Genomic DNA, 25,035 nt, shown 5'->3' on the forward strand with positions numbered 1-25,035 from the left:
CTTGACAAATACCCAAAGATGGGTTATTATATGTCGCGTGGTCAATACGCAGCCAGCAAAAATAGCTGAGTGCACCTGATCATAGACAGCAAGGCGCATTCGTCTAGCGGTTCAGGACATCGCCCTCTCAAGGCGGAGATCACGGGTTCGAATCCCGTATGCGCTATCCAATGAAACAAGCAGGAATTGTACATGTTCTTGCTTGTTTTTTTGCTATAGAGAAGTTGATGCAGTCTGGCCATCTTCTATGACTACAAGAAATCTATTTCTTCTTCTCTAACAGTGCCTTTTCGGGCCTCGCAAGCAGCCTGAAAGAGATTTACTCTTGTCGAATTAGCAATAATTTGCTATAGATAAAAGGAGAAGATTTGACCAGCGCTGTGGTTAAAAGCAGAACCAAAAACAGCAAAATGCTTGCGAAATACGCAACACTAAACAAATATCGGTTCAATCAGCCAGAGGATAGCCAGCCTTTTCGAAATTTCTTGCGAATAGCTTTGCCATATTGACGACATTTTGCTATAGTAGGAGTGTCCCCAGACAGGATATCCTTGTCATTATTAGATCTGATGGAGACGAACAGAATTCTCAAGGAGGACTCCAAGGAGTACTATGAATAAAAAGATCCTATTTGGACTTTTAGCTCTCTCTCTTATGACCGTTTTATTCTCTGCCTGTAGAGTTATTGACGCGAACACTATTCCTAAAAACGTGTCCGCTCATATGGGTGCGGCAACTTTCATCCAGACAAAGGTTGAGGTTCCCAAAGGTCAGAAGCTTGACATCATTGATGATGTAGCAGCATCACATATTATTAAAAATGGTACCTGGAAAGGTTCTAAAGCTGACTCAACAAAGGAAGCTGGGGCTCCCGATGTTAATTTGACTTTCGCAGGTGGCGATAAACAATCGGTTGGACCATTTAACACTGCTGGCACATTTGAGCTTTATTGTACCATCCATGGTGGCATGAATCTCACGGTCGTAGTTAAGTAACTAACCTTCATATCTGATGCACGGAGCACTGAGATCTGGCGCGCATATCTCTGAACTCCGTGCGTTTTTCTTTTTACTTCCTCGTAAAACTTTTGCTCACTACGCTGATGCATCCTGCTACATAGAAAGTAATAGTACTTTCATGGCAGACGTTGCACAATTTTACGGTCCCTGCCGAAAGGTGTGCTATACTACCCAACAATACAGTGAAATCAACGAGGGTGATAGTAGATTTATGCAACAAAAACTAACAACAGCTAACATAAAAGTATCTCCCATCTCATTCTCGCTCAAATGTGGGTCTATTTTATTGTTGCTTTTGCTCAGCACGATGATTGTCGCCTGCGGGGCAAACAGCGATACAACCAATGCGGCCGATGCGCCTCAGCCAGTTGCAACGATTAATTTAAATGGCTCGAAGGCCAGCCCCACTCCCGCTATTCCCCCCCAATCGTGTGGTGTCTGGCTGGAAAATGCTTCTCCTAATTTTAGTGCCGGCGGAGTCATCCCTCTTTATGCCAAGTTCACCTTAAATAAAGATGGTAACCCACAGGGTATTGCCCAGGCCGGGGTAACCTTTACGGTCCACTGGGGCGATGGGACAGCATATACCGCGTATGGCACAACAGGCAGTGATGGCCTGGCGGTAGCATCAGTACCCATGCTCGGTCACGCAGCCGCGGTTTACCACCTTTCATTGATTACGGCAACCTTCTCTTCAGGCAACGTAAGCTGTGCAGTGGATGATAAACGTCCTCAATCTTTTGTGCTGATCAATGGCGCGAAACCCAAAGGTCCGATAATAATGCCAGGAGGGGGCGGGGGCAAACCCGGCAAAAAACCTGGCAATTAAAGCGCTAGCGGAAATCCATCAGTGCCAGGGGAATCCTCAACAATATGATAGTGAAGCCTGATCAATAGTTGATCGAAAAGACGAGTGTGGCCGTAAAGCCCTCTCGTCTTTTTACATTGACAATGTAACCTCGCGTGTGCTACGCTCTTCACGTTATACAATTCCATTTCTGGTTCTGGACGTCTCAAAGGAGGGCCGTAGCGGGACAGGGACAGTATGTGTGTCCGCTCCATCCTACAGAAAAATAGATCAAGGCAAATGCGTATCCACCTGCGACTATCTGTAGGTCTCTACAATTTTCACCTCCTTCCGCTTAAATGAAAGGAGTCTGGCCGATTTCGAGAAGTGGCGTACACTAAAAGGAAGAGTAACCCGGCATATTTTCCTCACAAGTAACACAGCAGAATCTTTTGTACATTGGTTGCATAGACGTATCGCGCATATGACCTTTTCGACAGCAATGGAAGGCAGCGTGATTAGCAGAGGTAAAGGTACTATCAATGACAACGAAGCGTTCAATCACAGTCACCGTCAATGGACAACAACATCAGACTGAGGTAGAGCCTCGCATGTTGCTGGTTCATTATTTACGTGAAGTGTTGGATCTGACTGGAACCCATATTGGCTGTAACACCTCACAATGTGGCGCCTGCGTGGTTATGCTCAATGGAGAGGCCATCAAATCGTGTACCGTGCTGGCCGTTCAGGCAGACGGCGGTGAAGTGCTGACGATCGAAGGTCTGGCTCCTGAAGGCGGCCTCCATCCCATTCAGGAAGGCTTCTGGGAAAAACATGGACTCCAATGTGGTTTCTGCACACCAGGTATGATTATGGCTTCCTATCAACTGCTCAAAAATAATCCCCATCCAACGGAAACAGAGATTCGCCGAGGCTTAGAAGGAAATATCTGCCGTTGTACTGGCTATCAAAATATTGTGAAAGCCGTACAGGATGCCTCAGAGCGTATGAGCACCAGTGCAGAAACACCTGTCCCGGCTGGAGATTAGCGCTTAAGCCATTTCTGCGCAAGGATGCTCTCAAACCAGTGTTGTGTATGGATATGTTTCATTTCTCAACGTACGAGAAAGGATATGTACACTCATGGGCATTGCAGCTATGCTTGGTACGCCTGTTAAGAGGCGTGAGGATCCGCGCTTGATCACTGGTCAAGCGACCTATGTCGATGATATTAAACTCCTTGGTATGCTCCATATGACGGTGCTCCGTAGCCCTTACGGACATGCCCGGATTAATACTATCAACACAGACGCCGCCCGCCAGCTCCCTGGTGTGGTCGCTGTCTATACTGCGCAAGATATTAAAGGGACGGTCGGCAATATTCCTGTGGCCGCTCCTTTACCCCCACACATTACAAGTGGTATGGGTCGACGCCTTCCCCTGGCCGAGGAAAAAGTTCGCTTTTATGGAGATCCAGTGGCGATTGTGATTGCGGAAAATCGCTATATTGCTCGCGATGCACTGGATCTTATCGATGTCGATTATGAGCCATTGCCAGTGGCTATCGATGTCGAGAAAGCGATGCAGCCTGACTCACCAATCCTGTATGAAGAATTCAAAACGAATGTCGCCACCTCCATGCATCCTTCCTCTGAGCAGATCGATAAGATTTTTGCTGACACGGTCGCTAATGGTGGTGTGATTGTAAAAGAACGCTTCGTCAATCAACGCCTGGCTCCATCTCCAATGGAGACACGTGGTGTCGTAGCTGAGTATCGCAAATCGGACAAAGCCCTGAGTCTATGGAGTTCTTCTCAGATTCCTCACCTCCTGCGCAACTATCTGGCAATACAACTGGGACTGGAGCAAAATCAGGTACGCGTGATTGTTCCCGAAGTTGGCGGTGGCTTTGGTTGTAAGCTTAATATTTATCCAGAGGAGGCGCTGGCCTCTTTCGCAGCTATGAAAACCGGACGACCGGTAAAATGGATTGAGGATCGGGATGAGAATCTGGCGGCCACCATTCATGGCCGTGATCAGGTAAATTATCTGGAAGCGGCCGCCACCAGAGATGGCAAGGTGGTAGGACTCAAGTTCCATGTTATCTCAGATATGGGCTCATATCTACAGTTCTTTACCGATGTTATCGCCATTGCCTTTACGCTCCCTATGCTCAGCGGCTGCTATGATATTCCGAATATCTACAGTAGCTGTGATACGGTCTTTACTAATAAAGCCCCTACCGATGCCTATCGCGGCGCTGGCCGGCCCGAAGCAACCTATATGGTTGAGCGCGCCATGGATGTCATCGCTAACGAACTCAAGCGCGACCCTGCCGAGATACGCCTGCTCAATTTTGTCCAACCAGAACAGTTTCCCCATACGATGGCAACGGGAGCCCTCTACGATAGCGGCAACTACGGAGCCGCACTGGAAAAAGCACTGGATATAATTGCATATGACAAACTACGTGAGGAACAAAAGCAAAAACGCGCCCAGGGCAAGTTGATGGGAATTGGCATATCCTCGTATGTTGAAATGTGCGGCATTGGACCCAAAGGAACCACACCGTTTGGCTTGTATGAGAGTGCTCGTGTGCGTATTGAACAGTCGGGAACCGTCATCGTCTATACCGGCACATCCCCACATGGACAGGGCGAAGAAACGACGTTTGCGCAAATTGTGGGCAATGCGTTGAGTATTCCACAGGAAAAAGTGCTGGTCTTGCATGGTGATACCGATTCAACGCCCGAGGGCCGTGGCACGTATGGCAGTCGTACAACTTCAGTGGGCGGTTCAGCAGTCTTTCAAGCTACAGAGCGCCTGAAAGAGAAAATGAAGACCATTGCCGCCTCTATGCTTGAAGCCAGCGCCTCTGATATCGAGTTGGAGGATGAAAAATTCACCGTGGCAGGCTCACCACAAAAATCGGTCCCCTTTAAGAAGGTGGCGGCGGCGGCCAATACCTCAAACACGTTGCCTCCTGGCATCGAGCCGGGTTTAGAGACGACCGTTTTCTTTGAACCTGAAGCCTGTACCTTCCCGTTCGGCACCCACATCTGCGTTGTCGAGGTAGATCAGGATACGGGAGAGCCAGAGATTACCCGCTATGTCGCGGTCGATGACTGCGGCAAACAACTTAATCCTCTTATCGTTGCCGGGCAGGTCCATGGTGGTATCGCGCAAGGCGTCGGGCAAGCGATGTATGAAGAAGTAGTTTATAATGAAGACGGACAACTGCTGACGTCGACGTTTATGGACTATGCCATGCCGATCGCGCCTGAGTTGCCACATTTTGAGCTTGGTCATACCGTCACACCAACAAATGTCAATCCATTGGGGGTCAAAGGCGTTGGCGAGGCTGGCACTATTGGCTCAACGCCAGCAGTAGCCGCTGCTATTGCCGATGCATTGGGCGTCGCCCATATCGATATGCCACTCAAGTCTGAGAAATTGTGGCGGATTATCCACAAGCAATAGACTCAACCGCACACAGTTGTACGCAATGGGCATGGATTATTGCGTACAACTGCCAGGGAAGAAACGGTAAAGAGGAGAAGAGAGGAAAAAAGTATGTCTGTACCAGCAGCATTCGATTATCATCCCGCTACATCGGTGGACGAGGCGATTGCACTTTTACAACAATATGGCGATGAAGCCAAACTACTGGCCGGTGGCCATAGTCTGATTCCTGCCATGAAATTGCGCCTGTCCCAACCAGAACATCTCATCGATATCGGTAAGATCAGTAGTCTCTCCTACATTCGAGAGGAACAGGACCATATTGTCATCGGTGGGCTGACTACCTATGTCCAGATTGAGCAGTCTGACCTGTTGCGCAAACATTTCCCACTTCTGCCTGAAGCGACATCGATGGTTGGTGATCAGCAGGTGCGCAATCGCGGCACCATTGGTGGGAGTATCGCGCACTCAGATCCAGCAGCCGATCTGCCTGGCGTAGTGCTGGCTCTCAAGGCTGAAATCGTGGTTCAGGGTCCACAGGGAAAACGCACAATTCCAGCTGATGATTTCTTTGTCGATACCTTTACAACCGCTCTGGCACCTGATGAGATTCTGATCGAGTTCCGTCTCCCTAAAGCAACGGGCAGCACTGGATCAGCCTATGATAAACTGGCCAACAAGGCTTCACACTATGCTATCGCTGGCTGTGCCGCTGTGATTACCAGAGGACAGGATGGTAGCTGTTCAGCAGCCAGTATCGCGATCACAGGAGCAACAGTTCGTACGATTCGCGCCAGAGCGGTTGAAAATGCTCTGGTTGGCAAACAACTCAGTGAGACGGTAATTGCCGAAGCCGTTAGCCATGCGACTGATGGTGAAGATATGATCGTCGACATTCATGGTTCCGAGGAATATCGTCGTAAGATGGCTGCTGTAGTTGCCCGCCGCGCCATCATGCGCGCACTCGAACGTATCTAAAAACTGCTTCGCGCGACAGCACGGAGTGATGTTGAGTAAGTCTGGTTCCCACATGATAGGTATCTACTACCACTATCATGTGGGACTTCGTTTCCCATAGCTCTATAAACAGTTAGTAACACGCTGGTTGTACAAAAAATCGTAGAATGAAAGCAGTCTATCTGCTATTATCGACAGCAACTAGAAAGAAATGCTTGCGCTATGAACGATATCCGTATTGAACGCTGGGCACATGCACTGGTCCACTATTGTCTCTATCTCAAACCTGGAGAGATCCTTTCCATTCACGCAACGCCTCTGGCCGCTCCCTTGATCGAAGCGGTCTATCGTGAGGCACTGAATGTTGGTGCTCACCCGGTACCAGTAATTGCGTTGGATGAATTAAACGAAATTCTGCTACGTGAAGGTAATGATAGCCAGCTTACCATGCCCTCCCCCGTAGCCCTTACACTGGCAGAAAAAGCCAATGCCCGCCTGAGTATTCAATCTAGCAGTAATCCCAAAGCACTCAGCAATATTCCACCGGATCGAGGCGCGAAATTGCGCCAGGCAAGTCATGCCGTTGCATCAAAGTTCTGGAAACGTGAGCGCGCCGGTGATTTTCGCTGGTGTGGTACTCTCTATCCCACCACAGGTTATGCCCAGGAAGCCAATATGTCCCTCAAAGAATTTGAAGAATTTGTCTTTGATGTCTGCTTCCTCAATGATCCTGATCCGATTGCTAGCTGGCAAGAACTTTCCAGAAAACAACAACATTTTGTGGATTGGCTGGTAGGCAAAAAGAACGTCCATGTTTTGGGAGAAGGTACTGATCTAAAACTCTCTATTGCCGATCGTATATTCATCAATAGTGATGGTAAACGCAACTTCCCAAGCGGAGAGTTCTTCACCGGACCAATTGAGAACAGCGCGGAAGGCGTGGTACAATTCGATATTCCAGCCAGTTATGATGGTCGCGCAGTTGAGGGGGTACGCCTGGTATTCCATGAAGGAAAAGTCGTAGAGGCTAGCGCCCGTCAGGGTAATGATTATCTGCAGCAAATGCTGAACCTCGACGCAGGTGCTCGCTATCTGGGAGAATTTGCTTTCGGCAATAATATGCGCGTCACCCATGCCACCAAACAGATCCTCTTTGATGAAAAAATGGGTGGTACCGTTCACATGGCCCTGGGTTCCAGCTATCCTGAGACTGGTGGCGTCAATCAATCAGCACTACACTGGGACATGATCTGTGATTTACGTACAGCCGGTGAAGTCTGGATTGATGATACGCTCTTCCTCAAAAATGGAAAAGTGCTGGTGTAGCTTTCCTCTGTTCTATACGAGAAAACGCTTTTTTTGGCTCCATAGCACAAAAAACTTTGAGCTTTTTTTCTACTGATCTGGCATTGGCAGCAATCAATACTTTGTTGTTGCCTGCCAGATAGCGTAGAATAAGAGATAAATCTTTCGACTATTGTATGGACACGATTAGTATTTACCTGGAGGCTTACGTTGGAGCAGGCACAGTTTAGCCAATTGAACAAATTTGCCACAATTGAAGATGTACAGCAAGCGATGTTCAGTCAACACTATATCGCAGATCGCAGTCTGGCTACGGCTGTTTTTCTGTCCCTGAAAAGACGTAAGCCGCTGTTATTAGAAGGTGAACCTGGAGTTGGTAAGACTGAAATTGCCAAAGTGCTCTCTGCGCTCTTGAATACACGTTTGATTCGCCTGCAGTGCTATGAAGGCATCGATGTCAATACAGCTGTCTATGAATGGAATTATACACGACAGATGCTGCATATTCGAATGCTAGAAGCATCTGAAGTCAATCGACAGGATGAGATGAAAGAGATCTTTGGCCCCGATTTTCTGATGCAGCGCCCTTTGTTGCAGGCCATTGATCCCAACAATACCACGCCACCAGTTCTGCTGATCGATGAGTTGGATCGCAGTGATGAGGAATTTGAGGCCTATCTCCTCGAACTCCTGTCGGATTTTCAAATTACGATTCCTGAAATTGGGACGATCCAGGCTAAAGAACCTCCTTTTGTGATTATCACTTCCAACCGGACCCGCGAGATCCACGATGCGCTGCGTCGCCGTTGTCTTTATTATTGGATCGATTACCCGACCCTGGAGAAAGAATACCAAATCATCCTGACCCGCATGCCTGAGGCTCCTGAGCGCCTCTCACAACAGGTCACAAAGTTCGTCCATGAGTTACGCAGCCTGGAACTCTATAAAGCACCTGGTATCTCAGAGACACTGGATTGGATGAGCTCGCTGCTGGCACTGGATCAACAAGAACTGACCGAAGGTGCCGTCCGGGATTCGCTAGGAGCATTGCTCAAATACCAGGATGATCTGTTAAAAATTGGTGGACTTGATATTGGTAAAATTATCCAGAAGTTGCGAGGAGCCTCCTAGCCATGAATGCACAACCACCAGAGGATCAGGAACAACTGACATTGAGTGCCAGAGAGGTTGAGCATGGCGAACGGCTGCTCTATCGCTTAACCGAGTTTGGCCGCCTGCTCTGGGAATCGGGCATCAATGTGGGTCCTCATCAGTTGCTGGATGTGGCCGAAACGCTCAATGCGATCGATATCACCAATCAAGAGGATTTCTATCATACCCTGAAATGTAGCCTGATTACGCGTCATGAGCAAGAGCCAATTTTTGAGCAGATGTTTTATTATTTCTGGTCAATGCGTAGCAAGGTTGATAAAAAGGGTGAGAATGCCAATGATAAGGGGATGAAACGTGAGGAACGGCAGATGCGTCTGCCACCTTCCGAGCGTAAGCGTCTGGCAGAGCATTTAAAGACGAGTGAGTCGCGCAAAGAGTTACGGGGTGAGATGCGACCCACTGAGCGAAAACAAACCGCCGAAGAAGACATAGGCGATTCCGAGAACGATCAGGGAGATCCGCAGGGAACCGCTTATAGTGCCATTGAGCAGCTACGCAAAAAAGATTTTGAAAACTTTACCTGGGAAGAGGTGCAGGAAGCCAAACGCTTGATGGCCGAGATGCATTGGAACCTGGGCCAGCGCTCTACACGTCGCAAGGCACCAGCACGTAGCGGCTCGTATCCTGATATGCGCAGGATGGTCAGACATAATCTGAAGTATGGTGCCGAGATGATCGAGCTGACATGGCGCGAAATCAAGCAAAAGCCACGTCCGCTGGTGATTATCTGTGATATCAGTGGCTCGATGAGTCTCTACTCGCGCCTGCTGCTACACTTTATCCATACCATTTCTAATGGCTTACTTAATGTTGAAACCTTTGTCTTTGGTACACGCCTGACACGCATCACCCGTCAACTCAAAAGACGCGATGTTGATGATGCCGTACGTGACGTTTCAAAATCCGTACAGGATTGGTCAGGTGGTACCCGCATTGGCGATGCACTGCACTATTTCAACTATCATTGGGCCAGACGCGTTCTCGGCCGTGGGGCAGTTGTCCTGATTATCAGTGATGGCTGGGATAGAGGTGATGCAGATACCTTACGCGTTGAAATGGATCGCTTACAACATAGTTGCCATCGCCTGATCTGGCTTAATCCTTTGCTCGGTTCACCCGACTATCGTCCCCTGACCATCGGTATGAAGACATCTCTACCTTTTATTGATGATTTCGTACCCTCACATAATCTGGACAGCCTGATTAGTCTGGGTCATCTCTTATCCAATATCGATGATAGCCGCCCCAATAGAAGCACGTCGGCTCGGCGTAAAGCGGTCAGCGCCTGGAGCAACAGAACAAAGCGTCCTTGATCACAAGAAAATGGAGAAGATACTATGCGCGATGTCCTTCCTGATATTGAAAAATGGCGTTCCCAGGGTGACCAGGTCGCTATTGCTACGGTTGTCAGCATGGTAGGGTCCGCCCCGCGCCAGCCAGGAGCTAAACTCGCGGTCAGTGAAAAAGGCGAGTTGAGTGGCTCGGTGAGTGGCGGTTGTGTAGAACCGGCCGTGGTTCAGGCGGCAATGGAAGTCATTAAAAATGGCCAGCCACAGTTGCTAGAATTTGGCATCAGTGAAGCTGATAATATCGAGAAGATTGGCCTGGCCTGCGGGGGCACCATTCAGGTCTTCGTAGAACGCCTGGATTGGTAGCAGGCAAAAGCAATAAATTATAAATAACGAGAAAGAGCAGGAGGGGACGATGAGCGGCCTCTATGAAGAATTAAAAAACAGGCTTGAGCAAGAACATGGGATTGCTATTGCGACAGTTATCAGGGGAGTAGAACAACCTGGTGCCAGGATGTTGATCTATCCTGATGCCACCACGCATGGAACGTTAGGCTCTCCTGAACTTGATCAGCAAGTTACCAGTGATGCAACGCAAGCCATCTGGACCAGCGGGGCTGCCTTGCACCAATATAGTCTGGCACAACCAGATGCCCGCACCATTGAGGTCTTTATAGAGGGCTTTCCGCCACCGCCTGAATTGATTATCGTAGGGGCTGGCCATATCGCGATCCCACTTACCACTTTTGCCAAAACATTGAATTATCGGGTAGTGGTCATTGATGCTCGCGCTGCCTTTGCGACCCCGGAACGCTTTCCGCACGCTGATGAACTGATTGTAGCCTGGCCCGATGAGATTCTGAGCCAGCGGCCCATTTATCCTTCTACAGCGGTCGCCGTCCTGACCCATGATCCAAAATTTGATGAACCCACGCTTAAAGTTTTGCTTGAACGCCATGGCGGCTATGTGGGTGCTATTGGCAGCCGCAAAACCAGCACCGAACGTGGTGAGCGTTTAAAAATGCAAGGTCTTACCGATGAACAGTTACAGCGCATCTACGGCCCCATCGGACTGGATATCGGGGCAACCTCCCCCGAAGAGATTGCGCTCTCGATCATCACCCAGATTGTTGCTTATCGACACGGAAAAATCGGACCACAACAGCGTTAATGAATTATATATACTACTTCCCATAAAAGTCAGATAGTATAGCTCACATTCATACTTTCTTTCTGATTATACAAAAAAAAGGATCTCTACAATGTCAGGAATACATACGTATAATCAGGAAGAAAGTAGATAGCATAGCCACTTTTAGCTATATGAAATTCTGTAGTACTTCGTTGGGATATCAGGAGTGTTTGAGCTCAAATATGAAACTTCTCATTGCTTCATTCGTCTCTATGTAAGAGTCTATTCATTCAAATTGATTTTTTTATCATCATCTGGTCCTGACAAAAGACCTGGAACATAAATATGTAGTATCATCCTATGGCATAATACGCTTCAAGAAAAGGATAAAAGATGTCGGATAATTACTATCGACCGGACGACCATACGGAGGCGATACCTCCCTATCCACCTCAACAGGGTCAGGGTCAAGGATCACAAGGAAAATTGGTTCTTGGCAGTTTTCAGCAACAACCTCACCGCCAACAAGCTCCCGGACAAAGGCCACAACAGCCGGGGGCCAATCAAAATTTTCCGGGCCAGCAGCAACAGCGTGACTACGCCCCCAGGGACCTGCGCCTTCATCATATCCCTATCAACAGCCAGGTCAATCAGGGCCTGGACAGCCTGGCAGTTTTGGCAATGGCTCACCATCGCCTCAGCAACCGCTAAAGCCACGCAAGAAAAGAAATGGGCGCAAAATCGGTTGTACAACAGTATTGCTGATTCTGGTGGTACTGATCATTGTCGGTGTGATTACAACACAGCGTGTGCTCGCTTTTGGATCGGCAATCTCCAGCGAGTCACCTACCAGCACCAAGACTGGCTATATGACAACCAGCGACCGTACTAATCTACTGGTCATGGGCTATGGCGGAGGTAAACATGATGGCGCGAATCTGACCGACTCGCTGGTCGTGATCAGTATGATCCCATCTACCCAGCATACCTCGCTGGTCTCGATACCACGCGATCTCTGGGTACAGAATCCACCAGACTCGGGCAAATTTTCAAAAATCAATGCTGTCTATCAAACCGCTTCAAACAATGGCGAGAATCGCCAGGTTGGTGCGGATGCGATGGCAAAAAAAATATCTCTGGTCACAGGTATGGATGTAAAAAACTGGATGATGATCGACTTCACTGGTTTTAAACAATTTATCGATTCTATCGGGGGCGTCGATGTGTATGTCCCTGATTCATTTAATGCCTGTTATCCTAAAAACGATGATGCGGCTACCGATGCCAGCTGGATTAAAGTAGACTTTGAAAAAGGCAATCAACACATGGATGGTGCTACTGCCATCAGTTATGCGCGCGCGCGTGAGCCAATGAATGTGTGTAGCACAACTCCTACCAAAAACATGGCTGAGTTAAGTGATTTCGGACGTTCAGCGCGCCAGCAGCTCATCATCAAAGCAGCATTGGGCAAGATCCGCGATATCACCGTGTGGCCACGCTTCCTCGGGGCGATGGACTCACTGGAAAAGACAATTCATACCAATATGTCCCTGGCTGATCTTGGTCTCTTCTCACAGAAGATGGACCTGAATGATCCCCATACTGCACATATTGGTCTGAATACAGAGAATGTGATGGCGATTGATACCTCCGACGATGGACAATCTATCGTTGTTCCACGCGGCAATAACTGGGCATTGATCCCTGAGTATATCAAACAAAAACTCTACAATTAAAACAATAGAGAGAACACAATGCGCGGCCACTACTACAAAAGTGGCCGCGCATTGTGTTCTCATCTGCAATCTTGAAATAGACGCGCAGATATTGGTTATCATTTAAATGGGATTGTGCTACAATGCCAGCAGTGTTGCATCACATGATACGCCACATTTTTCGTGAGGAAAGGGATAGATATGCCACAAAGAGACACACGCTTGATCGGTGGAGTATACCGTATTGGACAACAGATGACGACTGGCGGTCTACTCACTACAGCTACAGCTTATAACCATAATACAAATGATGTGGTTGGCTTGTATGTTGTGGAGATCCCTCCCACGGAACAGCTAGATGCCATTCATGCCCTGCTTAAGCCGTATGAAAAACGCCGACAGATCCAGTCGCCTCATGTGCTGCGTGTTTTAGATTGGGGTATTGACGGCTCACGTATCTATATTGCCACCGATCCTCCACGTGGCCTGACATTGCAACATGTATTAGACACAGAGAATATTGATCTTGAACGTGCAATTGAATTGTGTCGTCATCTGCTCCTTGGTCTACAGGCACTTCATGCAGGAGGTAGCACTGGACTTGATTTACGACCACAGTTGATTACTGTTGATACTCTGGGGATTCAGGACCGTGTACAAATCGATGATCTCGGTCTGCGCTCCCTACTACATGCTCTCCACTATGAGGGAAACCAGCGTCCAGATGATCTCGGCTACTTAGATCCTCGCTACGCTCCACCAGAATATATCCAGCATCAACCTATTGGACCCTGGAGTGATATCTATCAGGTAGGAATTCTTTGCTTTACACTGGTTACTGGTCGCCTGCCCTTTGTGGGACGCACACCAGCTGAGACCGGTATTTTGCAGACCACAACCCCCTTACCAAAGATACGACAATTTAAACACAATGCCACACCTGCGCTACAGGCACTGCTTGAACGTGCCATGGCGAAAGCTCCAGCACAACGCTTTACCAGCGCAGACGAATTTCTGGGTGCATTAGATACATTACAGCAACAGCTCAATTCTGTGCATAAGGCCAGGTCAAATCAGGACGTTCAAGAACAACATGGTAACGGAACTGGCGCGACTGCGGCCATCGCACAAAAAGACCTTGAACGTATCACCGGACCACAAGCACAGCCTTCAACTGAAGTGGAAACGATAAGAATAACCCGAAAACCAACCACACCATTAAACGTGCCCATCCCAAATGCACAGGGAGCATATGCTTACCTCTGCCATGAAAAAAAAGGCGAACTGCCTCAACGTATTGCCATTACACGCCGCGATATGATCATTGGACGCCTGGATCCCAAACGTGGCGTTAGTCCAGATCTGGACCTCAGCCATATTGATCCAAATATGAGCATCTCTCGTCAACATGCACGGATTCGTTTTGAAGATACGTTCTTTTCGCTTGAGGATCTAAAAAGTCGCAATAAAACACGCTTAAATGATCTTGCTCTGACACCACTAAAGCCTGAGCTACTCACCCATGGTTCCAAGCTCGCATTTGGCAGTGTACTGCTGCGCTTTGAGGTTCCTGGTATGGATCATCCCAAAGAAAAAGCTTGATATTAACCAACTTTAGGGCGCGCGCGCTCAAGAATTGTAGCTGTGTCCACGCCCGATGGTAAGGTACCAAAGGCCCGATATCCGCCATCGGACAATCGCGAAGCACAAAAAGCTTCCGCAACGGCTGGATGTCCATACTGAACCAACAATGCGGCCTGCCAGATTAGAGCCATCTGTTCCACCAGACGACGAGCCTGCCATTCTCGCTCGTCTACATTTAATTGCAAGATATCCTGTTCAAACCTTACCAGAGCTACATCTAAACGCTGATCATGGCCTCTGGCCTGTCTCAATTCAGTGAAAAAGGCGTCCAGCGCCTGTGGATCTTTGTCTATCGAGCGCAGCACATCCAGGCAAATAACATTCCCAGAACCTTCCCAGATAGCGTTGACAGGCATTTCACGATAGATGCGCGGCATCCCGCTCTCTTCAACGTATCCGTTACCTCCCAGGCATTCTAAGGCTTCAGCAGCATAGGCTGAACCGCGTTTCGTAATCCAATATTTCGCGATGGCAGTTCCTAATCGCTTAATATACTGTTCGTGAGAATTACTCTGCGCCTGATCACAGGCGCGCGCCAGCCGAAATGCGAGGATCGTAGCGGCCTCTGATTCAACAGCGAGATCGGTCAAAACATTTTTCATTAAAGGTTGATCCAGCAACAGTCGTCCAAAAGCCATCCTATAGGCACTATGATGGAGTGCTTGCGCCAGTGCCTGCCGCATCATAGCAGCGGTCCCTGACACACAATCCAGGCGTGTAAAATTAACCATCTCAATAATGGTACGTACGCCCTGTCCTTCTTCTCCTAATCTCAGCGCCCAGGCATCACTGAATTCAACTTCACTGGAAGCATTTGAGCGGTTACCCAGTTTATCTTTTAAACGCTGCAGAAAAAAGCGGTTGCGCGTCCCATCCGCTAAAATACGTGGCAAGAGAAAACACGAAAGTCCACCCGGAGCCTGAGCCAATACCAGAAAAAGGTCACACATTGGCGCTGAACAAAACCATTTATGGCCCGTAAGCAGATATGCTGGTCCTCCATAGCTGCCTGCTACCGAGCGTGCCGTAGTTGTATTCGCACGCACATCTGAGCCACCCTGCTTCTCAGTCATACCCATGCCACACAATAAACCTGCCTTTTGGAGTGGTGGTCGCAAACCAGGATCATAGCTAGAGGTGATCAGGCGTGCAAGCCAGGGTTCCGTTATGTCTGCATGAGCTTTCAAGACCGGATAAGCTGCGTGGGTCATTGATAGAGGACAGCCATGACCAGCTTCCGCCTGCGTGGCAAGATAGAAGGCGGCAGTGCGGGCGACATGATTGCCTGTAGGCTGCCTGGCTTGCCAGGAAAGCGCATGGGCTCCATGTGTGATAGAGAGGTCCAGCAGATGATGCCAGGCAGGATGAAATGTCACCTCATCAATACGTTGCCCATATCGATCATGCGTCTGCAAAACTGGAGGAAATGTATTGGCAGCCTGTCCCCAACCTGCCACCTCTTCACTGCCAACCCTGGCCCCAAGTGCGGTTAATTGAGCTTCTGCCCAGTCCGCTCCCTCACGTTTTATACAATCGAGAAGCGTTATATCCTGGGTAAATATATTATAATTGACCAATGGCGGAGGTTGATTAGATACCGTATGGGTTGCATAGATCGCGGCAGGTTGCTCAACAATGTCCATTATTATCCCCTTTGATTTACTTTATAGACAACACGAGCAGTGATATTCACATGTAAAAAGCACTCTATTCATTAGCAAGTATAGCACAGGCATGCGCATCAGATAGATACATAAACACCACCAATCCACGCACAAATCAGACTGAACAGGTTACAGATTGACATCTAAAGAACGTGAATCAGCGTGTTATAGGCACACGGTACAAGCAGCTACCAGACATAAATATAAATCAAACAGAAGGACAAAAGAATGGCTACAGACCAATATCATGAGCCCACTAATGAGCTTACACCAGAGACACGAACCTTTGCACGTATCATTACTTCATTGCAGGAAGAATGCGAAGCAATCAATTGGTATCAACAGCGTATTTCAGTTGAACCTGATGCTGAGGCAAAAAAAATCATGCAGCATGCTCAGGAAGAGGAGTTTCTCCATTTTTCAATGGATCTAGAGTTTCTATTGCGCCGTCATCCTAAGTGGCGCGTAGCAGCCAAAAGAATCCTCTTTCAAGAAGGTAACATCGTGGATAATGCAGAAAAAGGCGAAGAAGCAGAAGAAAAACTGGACTAAAAAAAACGGGGGGTATTGAAACACCCCCCGTTTTTTTTTGCGCCTTTAGTGATTCCTGGCGATAGCAATCAAATCGGACAACAGACCCTGACCGGTCTCAAGGCGGCCGGCTCCCGGACCGCTAATAGTAACAGACGAGAGGGAGTCAGTGTGGAAGGTAAGCGCGTTCATAACGCCATTTACCTGGGCCAGAGCATCATCGATCGGTAATGCGATTGGCTCAACCCGGGCCTCTAATGGAGCATTAAGGGTATCAGCAGTGCGCGACAGCGAGGCAATCAGTTTAATCCGCTTCCCTTCATGCGCTGCCTGCTGAATTTGTTCTCGGGTTATCGCGGTAATACCTTGCCGACTTACCTGTTCGGGCTTTAGAGATTGTCCAAAGACCAGCGCAGCCAGGATCAAGGTTTTGGCAACGACATCATACCCCTCAACGTCAGCAGTAGGATCGGCCTCTGCATATCCCAATCCCTGAGCTTCAGACAATACCTCAGCATAGTCACGACCCCTGGCCATAGCTGTCAGGATATAGTTAGTCGTTCCATTGAGAATGCCACGCACAGACTTGATATTGACGCCTGCCATACCTTCTCGTACAGTACTCAAGATGGGTGTTCCCGCCATGACAGTCGCTTCTAGCCGCAGTTGTACGCCATGCTGTTGAGCCAGGGCTGATAATTCATTCGCGGACAGAGCAGCCGGGCCCTTATTGGCTGAAATGACATGCATGCCTTTCGTCAGCGCAGTCCGGATATGGCTGAGTCCGGGTTCGGCATCACGTAAATTGGTCCATGTAGCTTCGGCCAGGACATCAGCCGTAGTTGCTCGCAGACCCTCTAATGCACTGGACCACTGCTGAATATCAGGATGCAGTGTCAAAGGCTGACGGCTTGCTGCCAGATCCAGCAATGTTGGTATATCAAGTCCTTCTTCACGATAAATAAAACCATGACGACTATTGCTTACACCTACCAGCACGACTTCTAAGGAGAAGTCGCGCTGTAGTAATTCACGTTTTGCGTGTAGCAGTTCGGCCAAACCCTGACCAACCACACCAAAACCTACAATGGAAAGGCGTACACGTTTCATAGCTGCCACCCGACCTTATATCCACGATAATTTAAGACGATCCAGGATACGTTTAATTGGGCCCAGTTCTTGAATACCCATAAAGCGCGAGGCTCGCACATAGACAAACAGGCCAACAAAAACTTCAATGCCGAGCTTGATGATTGCTTCAATCGTGCCCAGGAAACCAGTTGACTGGCCAGTCGTGGTATCCAGAATACGATCAAGTAACTCACGGGCCAGGAAAACCACAATGGCCATGGCAAGTGATGCGAGTAAGACACGTCCAATAAATCTTAGCAGTTCTTTGGTCTGCATATCACCAATACGCTGATCAAGTAGCCAGAAAAGGACAATTGCCTCAAGGATATTGGCTGCCGAGGTAGAGAAGGCTAACGCAGCCAGACCCCATTTCGTTCCCCAGACCGCTGCATTTACCACCACCAGGCTCAAAGCAATCTTAAACACAAACTGTGCCACACTCACGATAACCGGCGTCTTTGTGTCACGCATGGCATAAAAAGAACGCGTTAACAATTCTACCGCACAGAGGCCTGACAGACCAATGGCGAAGGCGGCCAACGGGAAGTAAGTCCCCTGGGCGCTATCTAAATTATAGTGGCCATGTTGCAAGAGCACTTGAATAACTGGCAAACCGAGAATAATTAAACCAATACCTGAAGGTAGCGTTGTAAAGAGGATACTCCGCAAGGTTTCGAGAATGGTATTACGTACCCGATCAAACCGACCTTTGGCAACATTCTCCGCCAGGGTTGGAAAAACCGCTGTCGCTGGCGAAAGTCCAAAGATACCAAAGGGCAGGAGGACCAATTGGAATGCCTGATAGTACTGGGTAACACCACCACCCGCAGTACCTACAACCAGTAAGATCAGGTTGCGGTCCACAAAGGTGGAGAGATAAATCATTGCTGAGTTACCAATACGCGGTATCATCTGTTTGGCAATCTGTATAACACCAGGATCTTTCCAATCAAAGGTGCGTGTATACTTCATGCCAACTTTCATCAATCCAGGTACCTGAACACCGACCTGTAGTAAGGCACCGATTACGACACCCCAGGTAGCTGCATAAACAGCAAAATTGGCATCGCCACGGTTAGTTAAAGCAAAGAAAATGCCTGGACATAGTCCAGCAATCAGTCCAACATTATAGAGTACAGATCCAATGGCTGAAAGCTTGAAATCTTGTTGCGCATTCAAAACCGATGTCACGATGACACCACCACCCAGGATCACAGACTGCAACAACATAATGCGTGTTAGCGATGCAATCAGATCCAACTGGGCAGATGCAACCCCAATGTTGTATAGGGGAACGATCTGACGAGCAAAAATGATACCGGTCAATGACAGGACGGTCATTAAAACGACAGCCAGGTTTAAAGCTGAACTGGCAACATGCCAGGCTTTCTTCTCGTCACGTTCACCAACCATATAATTGGTAAAGACTGGAATAAAAGCTGAGCTCAGTGCTCCACCCGAGACAATATTAAAGATAAGGTCAGGGATCAAAAATGCCTGTAGATATGCATCTGAGACATGGCTGGTACCAAAGACATACGCGAACATTGACGTTCGTAAAATACCTAGAATACGACTGGCAACAAAGGCAATCGTCAGAATCGACATCGCCCGTCCGACGCGCACCTTCTGCAGCATACCAGTATCCTGGGCCGAAGCCGCAGCTGGCTGCAGATCTGCCCCTGTTGGAGGTAGGCGTTTGGGTAATTGTAGTCCCTGAGGTCGCAAACTTGATAAACGAACCGGTACTACGGTTTGATCATCTGTAGGGTCAGATGGCAATCCTTGAGCTGAATCCTGGGGTGGTCGACCTGGTGTACGCGGCACATAGGGTCCACCAAGATTACCTGAGCTAAGTGATCCACTTGGTGGCGGAAGACTATCTGCTCCGGCAGAATTGGCCCCTTTCCACGGAAAGATCGTTGTCAGGTCAGCACCACGGATACGACGCTGTTGCCGACGCATCCGCTCTTCACGCAACTGCTGCAAACGGTCCTGACGCAGTTGTGCCATTGGCTGGGATGGCTGCGGAACATCAAAAAACTGATTTTCCGTGCCTTGTCCAAAACCTAAGGTCATTCCCATATCTTGTACAGGCTGCTGAGAACGTTCCTGATAGTGTTGCTGATATTTAGAAGGCACACGTGTCTGCTGGGGATCAGGTGCCTGAGAAGGATATTTCTGTGGTGGCTTCCCTGAAAGAGGGGGAAAGGACCGAGGAGGAGCGCCAGAAGGAGACGGTGGCCTCACTTCTGTTGCGTCCTGGTCATACTGCCAGCCGTAATATCCTTGCTGTTCCGATGGCCTTTGATCAGACAAAGGCCCTTGTTGTCCTTCGTTTTCCACGTTCTTCTCTATCGATAAATCGCAATGAGTATAACAACTCAGTCCAATTACATTTCTGTATAGTATTGTGCGTCAAGCATACCATACTAGCAATACTTCTGACTAGAGGATTACTAGATGGTACTCATTCCACTATAATTAGCTAACTTACAGGCAATAAAATAATAAGCCTGAACACCCTTCCCAGGCCAATCAACAGGTTTTCCATTGCGGGATCCACTCCCGATCATCCTCTGCTCCATAAACAGGTATTCTGACAGGAAAATAAGCCCGAATATTTGAATAGTAGCAATCAGCTAAAAAGTCGTGAAACAATTTTTAATTGAATATCCTCTTACTTATAGTTGCCTTTCATACAAGGCATGAAAAAAAAGATCCATCTCATTGAGAGAGATATAAACCGGAGGTTTGATGAAATCCAACGCCCTGTATAAAGGTGTTCTTGTACTTGTAGTGGTACTCCCCTTTCTCGCCACCATCTATGCCATGTGGACATTGTGGAATAGAGCCGTCTTTCTGTCAGATATTATTATGCTCCTGGTATTCTATACCTGTGTTACCTTTGGTGTGACCGTTGGGTTTCACCGTATGCTTACACATAGGAGTTTTCAGGCTAATCCAGTCATTAAATTTTTATTGCTCGTCTTCGGCTCCATGTCCCTGCAAGGACCTGCCATTGAATGGGCCGCCACACATGTGAAACATCATGCCCAGGCAGATAAAGAAGGCGATCCCCATAGTCCTGTTGAAGGCTTTGTCCATTCGCACTTCGGCTGGCTCTTCAAGGACCGCATGGCCGATCCAAACGTCTATTGTCGCAATCTCGTCAACGATCGTATGGTCATGTTTGTGAGTCGCACATTCTTATTGTGGGTGGCTCTATCGTTGTTGATTCCGTTTGCCATCGGTGGTTGGCATGGATTACTCTGGGCAGGCTTAGTGCGCATCTTCATCGTGCACCATGTAACCTGGAGCGTCAACTCAATCTGCCATACCTTCGGCATGCGTGAGTTTGAAACTACTGATAAAAGTCGCAATGAGTGGGTCGTTGGTTTACTGGCCTTCGGTGAAGGCTGGCACAACAACCATCATGCCTTTCCACGCTCTGCCTTCCATGGACTTCACTGGTGGCAGGTAGATTTCTCAGCATACCTTATTCGGGGCATGGAACGCCTGGGATTGGCGAAAGACGTCTATCGTATTCCACCGGATATGTTGGCTCGCCGTTATAGCACTGACACTACTACAATAGCGTCTACAGTGGCCGAAAAAGTTACCCTCAGTAAATAATGAGTGAGAACAACTGCAGATGGTTGCAAGAAGAAATGGAGCTATCCAGATGTACATCTGGTGGCTCCATTTCTTCTTGTCCAACACTGCTTGGGGTAGTATTCTTTTTGCTAACATTACCGAATACTATACTTAGTAAAAATTTAGAGAAAGTTCTAGCATATTAGTTCCGTAGTTTGACACAATAGGAAAACACCGATACAATCCCCCATATGCTCATGTACAGTAGAAATTTACACATAAATCTACCTATGAAATTGGATTTTCGATGAGGAGCGTACTTTCTCAATATGAAACATCTTAATGCCGTTATCTTAGCGGGTGGCAGTGGCACACGTTTATGGCCTCTGAGTACACCAAGCTTTCCCAAACAATTTTTGCCACTTCCAAGCGGAAAAAGCATGATCCAGGAGACCCTGGAACGGGTCGCACCACTTATAACTCCTGCGCAATCATGGGTGATCACAGGTAAAAGCATGGCTGATCTTGTTCAAGAACATTTGCCAACTGTGCCCGCTCAACATATTCTACGTGAACCGATGGGGCGTAATTCAGCTCCCGCTATTGCCTGGGCTGCGGCCGCAATCGCCAAACAGGATCCAGATGCAATTATGGCGATCTTTAGCGCGGATGCGGTCATTACCCATGTAGAAAGTTTGCGTAACACACTCGATCTGGCATATAAACTGGCTGAGCAGGGAAAGTTGGTAACCATTGGCATCCAACCAACATCCCCAGAGACTGGCTATGGCTATATCCGCTTTGCAAAAGAGGTCAGCGAGGGCTCCGGCTATAAAGCGTTCCAGGTTGAACGTTTCGTAGAAAAACCCAATCTAGAAACAGCGCAATCCTATCTGGATGATGGACACTATGTCTGGAATGCAGGTATTTTTATTTGGAGTGTTAAAGCTATCCTGGCTGAGTTCAGTCAGCATTTGCCTGACATCGCTGAAAAAATCAACCAGATCGTAGATAAAGCATCCACAGAAGATGGTCAGCATATGCTCGATACGCTCTGGCCTCAACTACAATCTATTTCAATCGACTATGGGATCCTGGAAAAGACCTCGCAACTGGTTGTTATTCCTGCACAGCTAGGATGGAATGATGTGGGCAACTGGAATCAGTATGGCGCACTCTTCCCTGCAGATGAACAGGGTATCCATGCGGTTGGATCTCATACCGGCTTCGGCAGTCAAAATGTCATTGTATACAATAATACCCAACGCCGTGTGTATACGATTGGACTGGAAGATGTTATTGTCGTAGAAATGGACGATATGACTGTCATCTGTCACAAAACTCATGTACAACGTGTGAAAGAGCTGGCAGAAAAACATCATAAAAAAGCGTAAAAGCCGAATTCATCGCTATTTTTTTAATAGAGCAGCTAATTCTGCGACAGTAGGTACGTTTCCTGAGGCGTACCTACTTTTTTTAACATTAACAGCAACGACAGTAACATATATGCATGAGCAGGCACGAAGCTATAGACGACGACTATCTTCAAGCAGATTATCCGGGATTGTCACCGATAATTGCACATAAAGATAAGGGTATATGTTATAATGGTGGACAGATTCGTAGTGCCTCATAAAGAAGGGGGTCTGCCATGATACTCTCCAGACAGCTAATCTTCCATAGGAATGGTATAGTACCACCAACCATAAACCTCAGAAAAGGCAAGCTCGCCACAACTCATCAACCTTATAAGGATATGCTACGTGCTTATTAGTAGATAATGCTGCTCAACTCAGCATCATGGTTATGCAGGAATCAGAGGTATCCATGAAGTTTGATAGTATGTGGATTGGTAGCACAGATATACAATTACTATCAACTATGATAGACTTTGGACGCTACGTCCAATTGGTCATGGCGACCCGATGGTAACACTCAAAGCATGTTCCAACAAACTGAGACAAACACATGCATAAACTACGCAAAAAAGGACATATGGGGACACACTAATGAGAGTGTCCGTATGACTACAAACATACGCCACCACGTATTCATACGCAGGCGCTTCATTGTCACCCTGTCTACAACATTTATGGGAGGATGGTCTGGGGGCTGAGAAAAGTAAGGTTGTTGGTTACTCACCCAGCTATTTTCAAGGGGCTACCACCCGTACACCATGCCGGGCTGGTGGGAATGTTTCGTGGATAGAGTTTAGCGTAGCAAGGAAGGAAACAACATATGTCTACCCGTCCATATCGTCCAGGTATTCCCGAAGAAATTCTCGCGCTTTCTCATGAGCGTGACCTCCTTCGGCGTAAAGGACAATACGACCGCGCTGATCTCCTCAAACAGCAGCTTGAGGAGGCTGGTTATGTCGTCAAAGATAATCCGCATGGCGCTCACCTGGTTATTCTACCGAGCATTTTCGTGGATGGAACCCAGTACCGGACTGTACGTCAATTGCCTTCATTGCTTGATGAAGCCGATCTCTGTACCTTTTCCGTGAATGTGCTGGCCCAGAACAGTAGTGAACAAACGCGTCGTTGTGTGGAAAGTGTCTTGCAGTATGCAGGCAATGCTGACATTGAGATCATCCTGGTTGATAATGCTTCACAGGATGGTTCTGACATCTGGGCTGAGGCGCTACAGCATCGTGATTCACGGGTCCATGTGTTGCGCTCCACACGTAAAATAGGTATTGCTGAAGCACGCAATATTGGTCTTCAGCAAAGTCGGGGCACGTATATTCTGCTCCTCGATACAAATGTCGAACTCACGGGCGACATTTTCACACCACTGGCCCGGACACTTTCCAATCCCGAGGTGGGATTGACAGGCCTGCGTGGTCTGCATACCGACGACCTGCGTCACTTCGAGGAGAGTGAAGAAGTTGAGGTTGAGGCCATTGATCAGCAGTGTATGGCCTTTAAGCGTTCATTGCTGAAACAGACTGGACTACTGGATGAAGGTTATCGTTATCCCTGGTATATGGATATCGACTTCTCGTTTGCCATTCGTGATCTGGGTGTCACGGCTGTTCGTACCGCTGATCTCCCACTCGTGGCTCACCCACTCCTGGAAAACAGCAAACTTTCCGACGCTGAACGTACTCGCCTGTCTAAACGAAATTTCTATCGTTATCTCTCTAAATGGGGAGACCGCGAAGATTTACTGCCCGAAGGTTTAGATGATGAGTATGAGTATGAGGACGAGGAAGAGGACGAGACAATAGGAGCGGAATAATTATTCGTCTTCCCCATAACCTTGAAAAGGGAGCTAATAGCTTTATTAGCTCCCTTTTCTTTTTCAGCAGTAAAAATTTTTACTGACGTCCAAATATTCCGCGATTCCTATCTCATATTACTGCGGCGTCCTGACACTTTGATCATCTTATGCCTGTCCATCTGTGCTATGAATTGAACCACAAGGAAATTTTTACAGAGATGGTACGAACAAGCTCTGGCAAAAATCATCTATATCATCGTATCGCTAGCTTTTCGAGAATTATGTGCCTCCCAGTATACCAGCGATTCACCAATATACTGCCTTTCAAGGGTTCTATTGCTTGAGAACCTGAACCATCTGTTGCTGCAAGCATATGATATTATGTGAGTACATCCAGAAACAC

The 25,035-nt window shown here is 47.9% G+C and carries 20 protein-coding genes and 1 tRNA gene; 18 read left to right on the plus strand and 3 right to left on the minus strand.

Annotation, left to right across the window (positions count from 1 at the left end; all coding sequences use genetic code 11):
* Positions 1-92 precede the first annotated feature (92 nt).
* The 14 genes from KDW_RS00860 to KDW_RS00925 all read left to right on the plus strand — a co-directional run bounded on the left by KDW_RS00860 (position 93) and on the right by KDW_RS00925 (position 14,442).
* Positions 93-166: transfer RNA gene (locus tag KDW_RS00860), tRNA-Glu, on the plus strand.
* Positions 167-612: 446 nt separating this feature from the next.
* Complete coding sequence (locus KDW_RS00865; protein WP_151754217.1) at positions 613-996, plus strand: cupredoxin domain-containing protein; 384 nt, start codon at positions 613-615, stop codon at positions 994-996.
* Between the two features lie 235 nt (positions 997-1,231).
* Entirely contained in the window at positions 1,232-1,849 is a 618-nt protein-coding gene (locus KDW_RS00870) for a hypothetical protein (protein ID WP_151754218.1), read from the plus strand.
* Between the two features lie 500 nt (positions 1,850-2,349).
* Positions 2,350-2,856, plus strand: coding sequence for a (2Fe-2S)-binding protein (locus KDW_RS00875; protein WP_151754219.1), 507 nt, complete (start codon positions 2,350-2,352; stop codon positions 2,854-2,856).
* A gap of 94 nt (positions 2,857-2,950) precedes the next feature.
* Entirely contained in the window at positions 2,951-5,287 is a 2,337-nt protein-coding gene (locus KDW_RS00880) for a xanthine dehydrogenase family protein molybdopterin-binding subunit (RefSeq protein WP_151754220.1), read from the plus strand.
* 93 nt (positions 5,288-5,380) lie between these two features.
* Positions 5,381-6,247 (plus strand): FAD binding domain-containing protein, encoded by an 867-nt coding sequence (locus KDW_RS00885; protein WP_151754221.1) that lies wholly within the window; start codon positions 5,381-5,383, stop codon positions 6,245-6,247.
* Between the two features lie 201 nt (positions 6,248-6,448).
* Positions 6,449-7,552: an aminopeptidase gene (locus KDW_RS00890; RefSeq protein WP_151754222.1), complete on the plus strand. Its 1,104-nt coding sequence runs from the start codon at positions 6,449-6,451 to the stop codon at positions 7,550-7,552.
* Between the two features lie 252 nt (positions 7,553-7,804).
* Complete coding sequence (locus KDW_RS00895; protein ID WP_151757264.1) at positions 7,805-8,662, plus strand: AAA family ATPase; 858 nt, start codon at positions 7,805-7,807, stop codon at positions 8,660-8,662.
* Between the two features lie 2 nt (positions 8,663-8,664).
* Positions 8,665-10,017: a vWA domain-containing protein gene (locus KDW_RS00900; protein WP_151754223.1), complete on the plus strand. Its 1,353-nt coding sequence runs from the start codon at positions 8,665-8,667 to the stop codon at positions 10,015-10,017.
* Between the two features lie 24 nt (positions 10,018-10,041).
* Positions 10,042-10,359 carry an XdhC family protein gene (locus KDW_RS00905; RefSeq protein WP_151754224.1) on the plus strand — a complete coding sequence of 106 codons (318 nt, stop codon included), beginning with the start codon at positions 10,042-10,044 and terminating at the stop codon, positions 10,357-10,359.
* 49 nt (positions 10,360-10,408) lie between these two features.
* Positions 10,409-11,164 (plus strand): XdhC family protein, encoded by a 756-nt coding sequence (locus tag KDW_RS00910; protein WP_151754225.1) that lies wholly within the window; start codon positions 10,409-10,411, stop codon positions 11,162-11,164.
* A 354-nt stretch (positions 11,165-11,518) separates the two neighbouring features.
* On the plus strand, positions 11,519-11,836 hold the full coding sequence (locus KDW_RS00915) for a hypothetical protein (RefSeq protein ID WP_151754226.1): 318 nt from the start codon (positions 11,519-11,521) through the stop codon (positions 11,834-11,836).
* 59 nt (positions 11,837-11,895) lie between these two features.
* Positions 11,896-12,861 carry an LCP family protein gene (locus KDW_RS00920; protein ID WP_151754227.1) on the plus strand — a complete coding sequence of 322 codons (966 nt, stop codon included), beginning with the start codon at positions 11,896-11,898 and terminating at the stop codon, positions 12,859-12,861.
* 180 nt (positions 12,862-13,041) lie between these two features.
* Positions 13,042-14,442: a protein kinase domain-containing protein gene (locus KDW_RS00925; RefSeq protein ID WP_151754228.1), complete on the plus strand. Its 1,401-nt coding sequence runs from the start codon at positions 13,042-13,044 to the stop codon at positions 14,440-14,442.
* 2 nt (positions 14,443-14,444) lie between these two features.
* Here KDW_RS00925 and KDW_RS00930 read toward each other — a convergent pair whose 3' ends face one another.
* A complete protein-coding gene (locus KDW_RS00930; RefSeq protein ID WP_151754229.1) occupies positions 14,445-16,127 on the minus strand; it encodes an isovaleryl-CoA dehydrogenase in 1,683 nt (560 codons plus the stop codon).
* Positions 16,128-16,376: 249 nt separating this feature from the next.
* Here KDW_RS00930 and KDW_RS00935 point away from each other — a divergent pair, with 249 nt between their 5' ends.
* On the plus strand, positions 16,377-16,700 hold the full coding sequence (locus KDW_RS00935; protein WP_151754230.1) for a ferritin family protein: 324 nt from the start codon (positions 16,377-16,379) through the stop codon (positions 16,698-16,700).
* Positions 16,701-16,745: 45 nt separating this feature from the next.
* Here KDW_RS00935 and KDW_RS00940 read toward each other — a convergent pair whose 3' ends face one another.
* Together KDW_RS00940 and murJ are read right to left on the minus strand one after the other, a co-directional pair.
* Positions 16,746-17,789 carry a homoserine dehydrogenase gene (locus KDW_RS00940; protein WP_151754231.1) on the minus strand — a complete coding sequence of 348 codons (1,044 nt, stop codon included), beginning with the start codon at positions 17,787-17,789 and terminating at the stop codon, positions 16,746-16,748.
* A gap of 15 nt (positions 17,790-17,804) precedes the next feature.
* Positions 17,805-20,129, minus strand: coding sequence for a murein biosynthesis integral membrane protein MurJ (gene murJ / locus KDW_RS00945; RefSeq protein WP_151754232.1), 2,325 nt, complete (start codon positions 20,127-20,129; stop codon positions 17,805-17,807).
* 438 nt (positions 20,130-20,567) lie between these two features.
* On the opposite strand from murJ, the gene KDW_RS00950 reads away from it, so the two are divergent.
* The 3 genes from KDW_RS00950 to KDW_RS00960 all read left to right on the plus strand — a co-directional run bounded on the left by KDW_RS00950 (position 20,568) and on the right by KDW_RS00960 (position 24,650).
* Positions 20,568-21,446 carry an acyl-CoA desaturase gene (locus KDW_RS00950; RefSeq protein ID WP_151754233.1) on the plus strand — a complete coding sequence of 293 codons (879 nt, stop codon included), beginning with the start codon at positions 20,568-20,570 and terminating at the stop codon, positions 21,444-21,446.
* Between the two features lie 290 nt (positions 21,447-21,736).
* Positions 21,737-22,801, plus strand: a complete 1,065-nt coding sequence (locus tag KDW_RS00955) for a mannose-1-phosphate guanylyltransferase (RefSeq protein WP_151754234.1) — start codon at positions 21,737-21,739, stop codon at positions 22,799-22,801.
* Positions 22,802-23,645: 844 nt separating this feature from the next.
* The gene (locus tag KDW_RS00960; protein ID WP_151754235.1) at positions 23,646-24,650 is read left to right on the plus strand and encodes a glycosyltransferase family 2 protein; all 1,005 of its coding nucleotides are present in this window, start codon (positions 23,646-23,648) and stop codon (positions 24,648-24,650) included.
* Positions 24,651-25,035: the final 385 nt, after the last annotated feature.

The sequence above is a fragment of the Dictyobacter vulcani genome (assembly GCF_008974265.1).
GTDB classification, from domain to species: Bacteria; Chloroflexota; Ktedonobacteria; order Ktedonobacterales; family Ktedonobacteraceae; genus Dictyobacter; species Dictyobacter vulcani.

Coding starts and splice junctions, on each gene's coding strand:
- KDW_RS00900 (WP_151754223.1), top strand. CDS start 8,665: ATGAATGCACAACCACCAGAGGATCAGGAACAACTGACATTGAGTGCC.
- KDW_RS00895 (WP_151757264.1), top strand. CDS start 7,805: ATGTTCAGTCAACACTATATCGCAGATCGCAGTCTGGCTACGGCTGTT.
- KDW_RS00875 (WP_151754219.1), top strand. CDS start 2,350: ATGACAACGAAGCGTTCAATCACAGTCACCGTCAATGGACAACAACAT.
- KDW_RS00905 (WP_151754224.1), top strand. CDS start 10,042: ATGCGCGATGTCCTTCCTGATATTGAAAAATGGCGTTCCCAGGGTGAC.
- KDW_RS00885 (WP_151754221.1), top strand. CDS start 5,381: ATGTCTGTACCAGCAGCATTCGATTATCATCCCGCTACATCGGTGGAC.
- KDW_RS00935 (WP_151754230.1), top strand. CDS start 16,377: ATGGCTACAGACCAATATCATGAGCCCACTAATGAGCTTACACCAGAG.
- KDW_RS00940 (WP_151754231.1), bottom strand. CDS start 17,789: ATGAAACGTGTACGCCTTTCCATTGTAGGTTTTGGTGTGGTTGGTCAG.
- KDW_RS00870 (WP_151754218.1), top strand. CDS start 1,232: ATGCAACAAAAACTAACAACAGCTAACATAAAAGTATCTCCCATCTCA.
- KDW_RS00950 (WP_151754233.1), top strand. CDS start 20,568: ATGAAATCCAACGCCCTGTATAAAGGTGTTCTTGTACTTGTAGTGGTA.
- KDW_RS00930 (WP_151754229.1), bottom strand. CDS start 16,127: ATGGACATTGTTGAGCAACCTGCCGCGATCTATGCAACCCATACGGTA.
- KDW_RS00910 (WP_151754225.1), top strand. CDS start 10,409: ATGAGCGGCCTCTATGAAGAATTAAAAAACAGGCTTGAGCAAGAACAT.
- KDW_RS00890 (WP_151754222.1), top strand. CDS start 6,449: ATGAACGATATCCGTATTGAACGCTGGGCACATGCACTGGTCCACTAT.
- KDW_RS00925 (WP_151754228.1), top strand. CDS start 13,042: ATGCCACAAAGAGACACACGCTTGATCGGTGGAGTATACCGTATTGGA.
- KDW_RS00955 (WP_151754234.1), top strand. CDS start 21,737: ATGAAACATCTTAATGCCGTTATCTTAGCGGGTGGCAGTGGCACACGT.
- KDW_RS00865 (WP_151754217.1), top strand. CDS start 613: ATGAATAAAAAGATCCTATTTGGACTTTTAGCTCTCTCTCTTATGACC.
- KDW_RS00960 (WP_151754235.1), top strand. CDS start 23,646: ATGTCTACCCGTCCATATCGTCCAGGTATTCCCGAAGAAATTCTCGCG.
- KDW_RS00915 (WP_151754226.1), top strand. CDS start 11,519: ATGTCGGATAATTACTATCGACCGGACGACCATACGGAGGCGATACCT.
- KDW_RS00880 (WP_151754220.1), top strand. CDS start 2,951: ATGGGCATTGCAGCTATGCTTGGTACGCCTGTTAAGAGGCGTGAGGAT.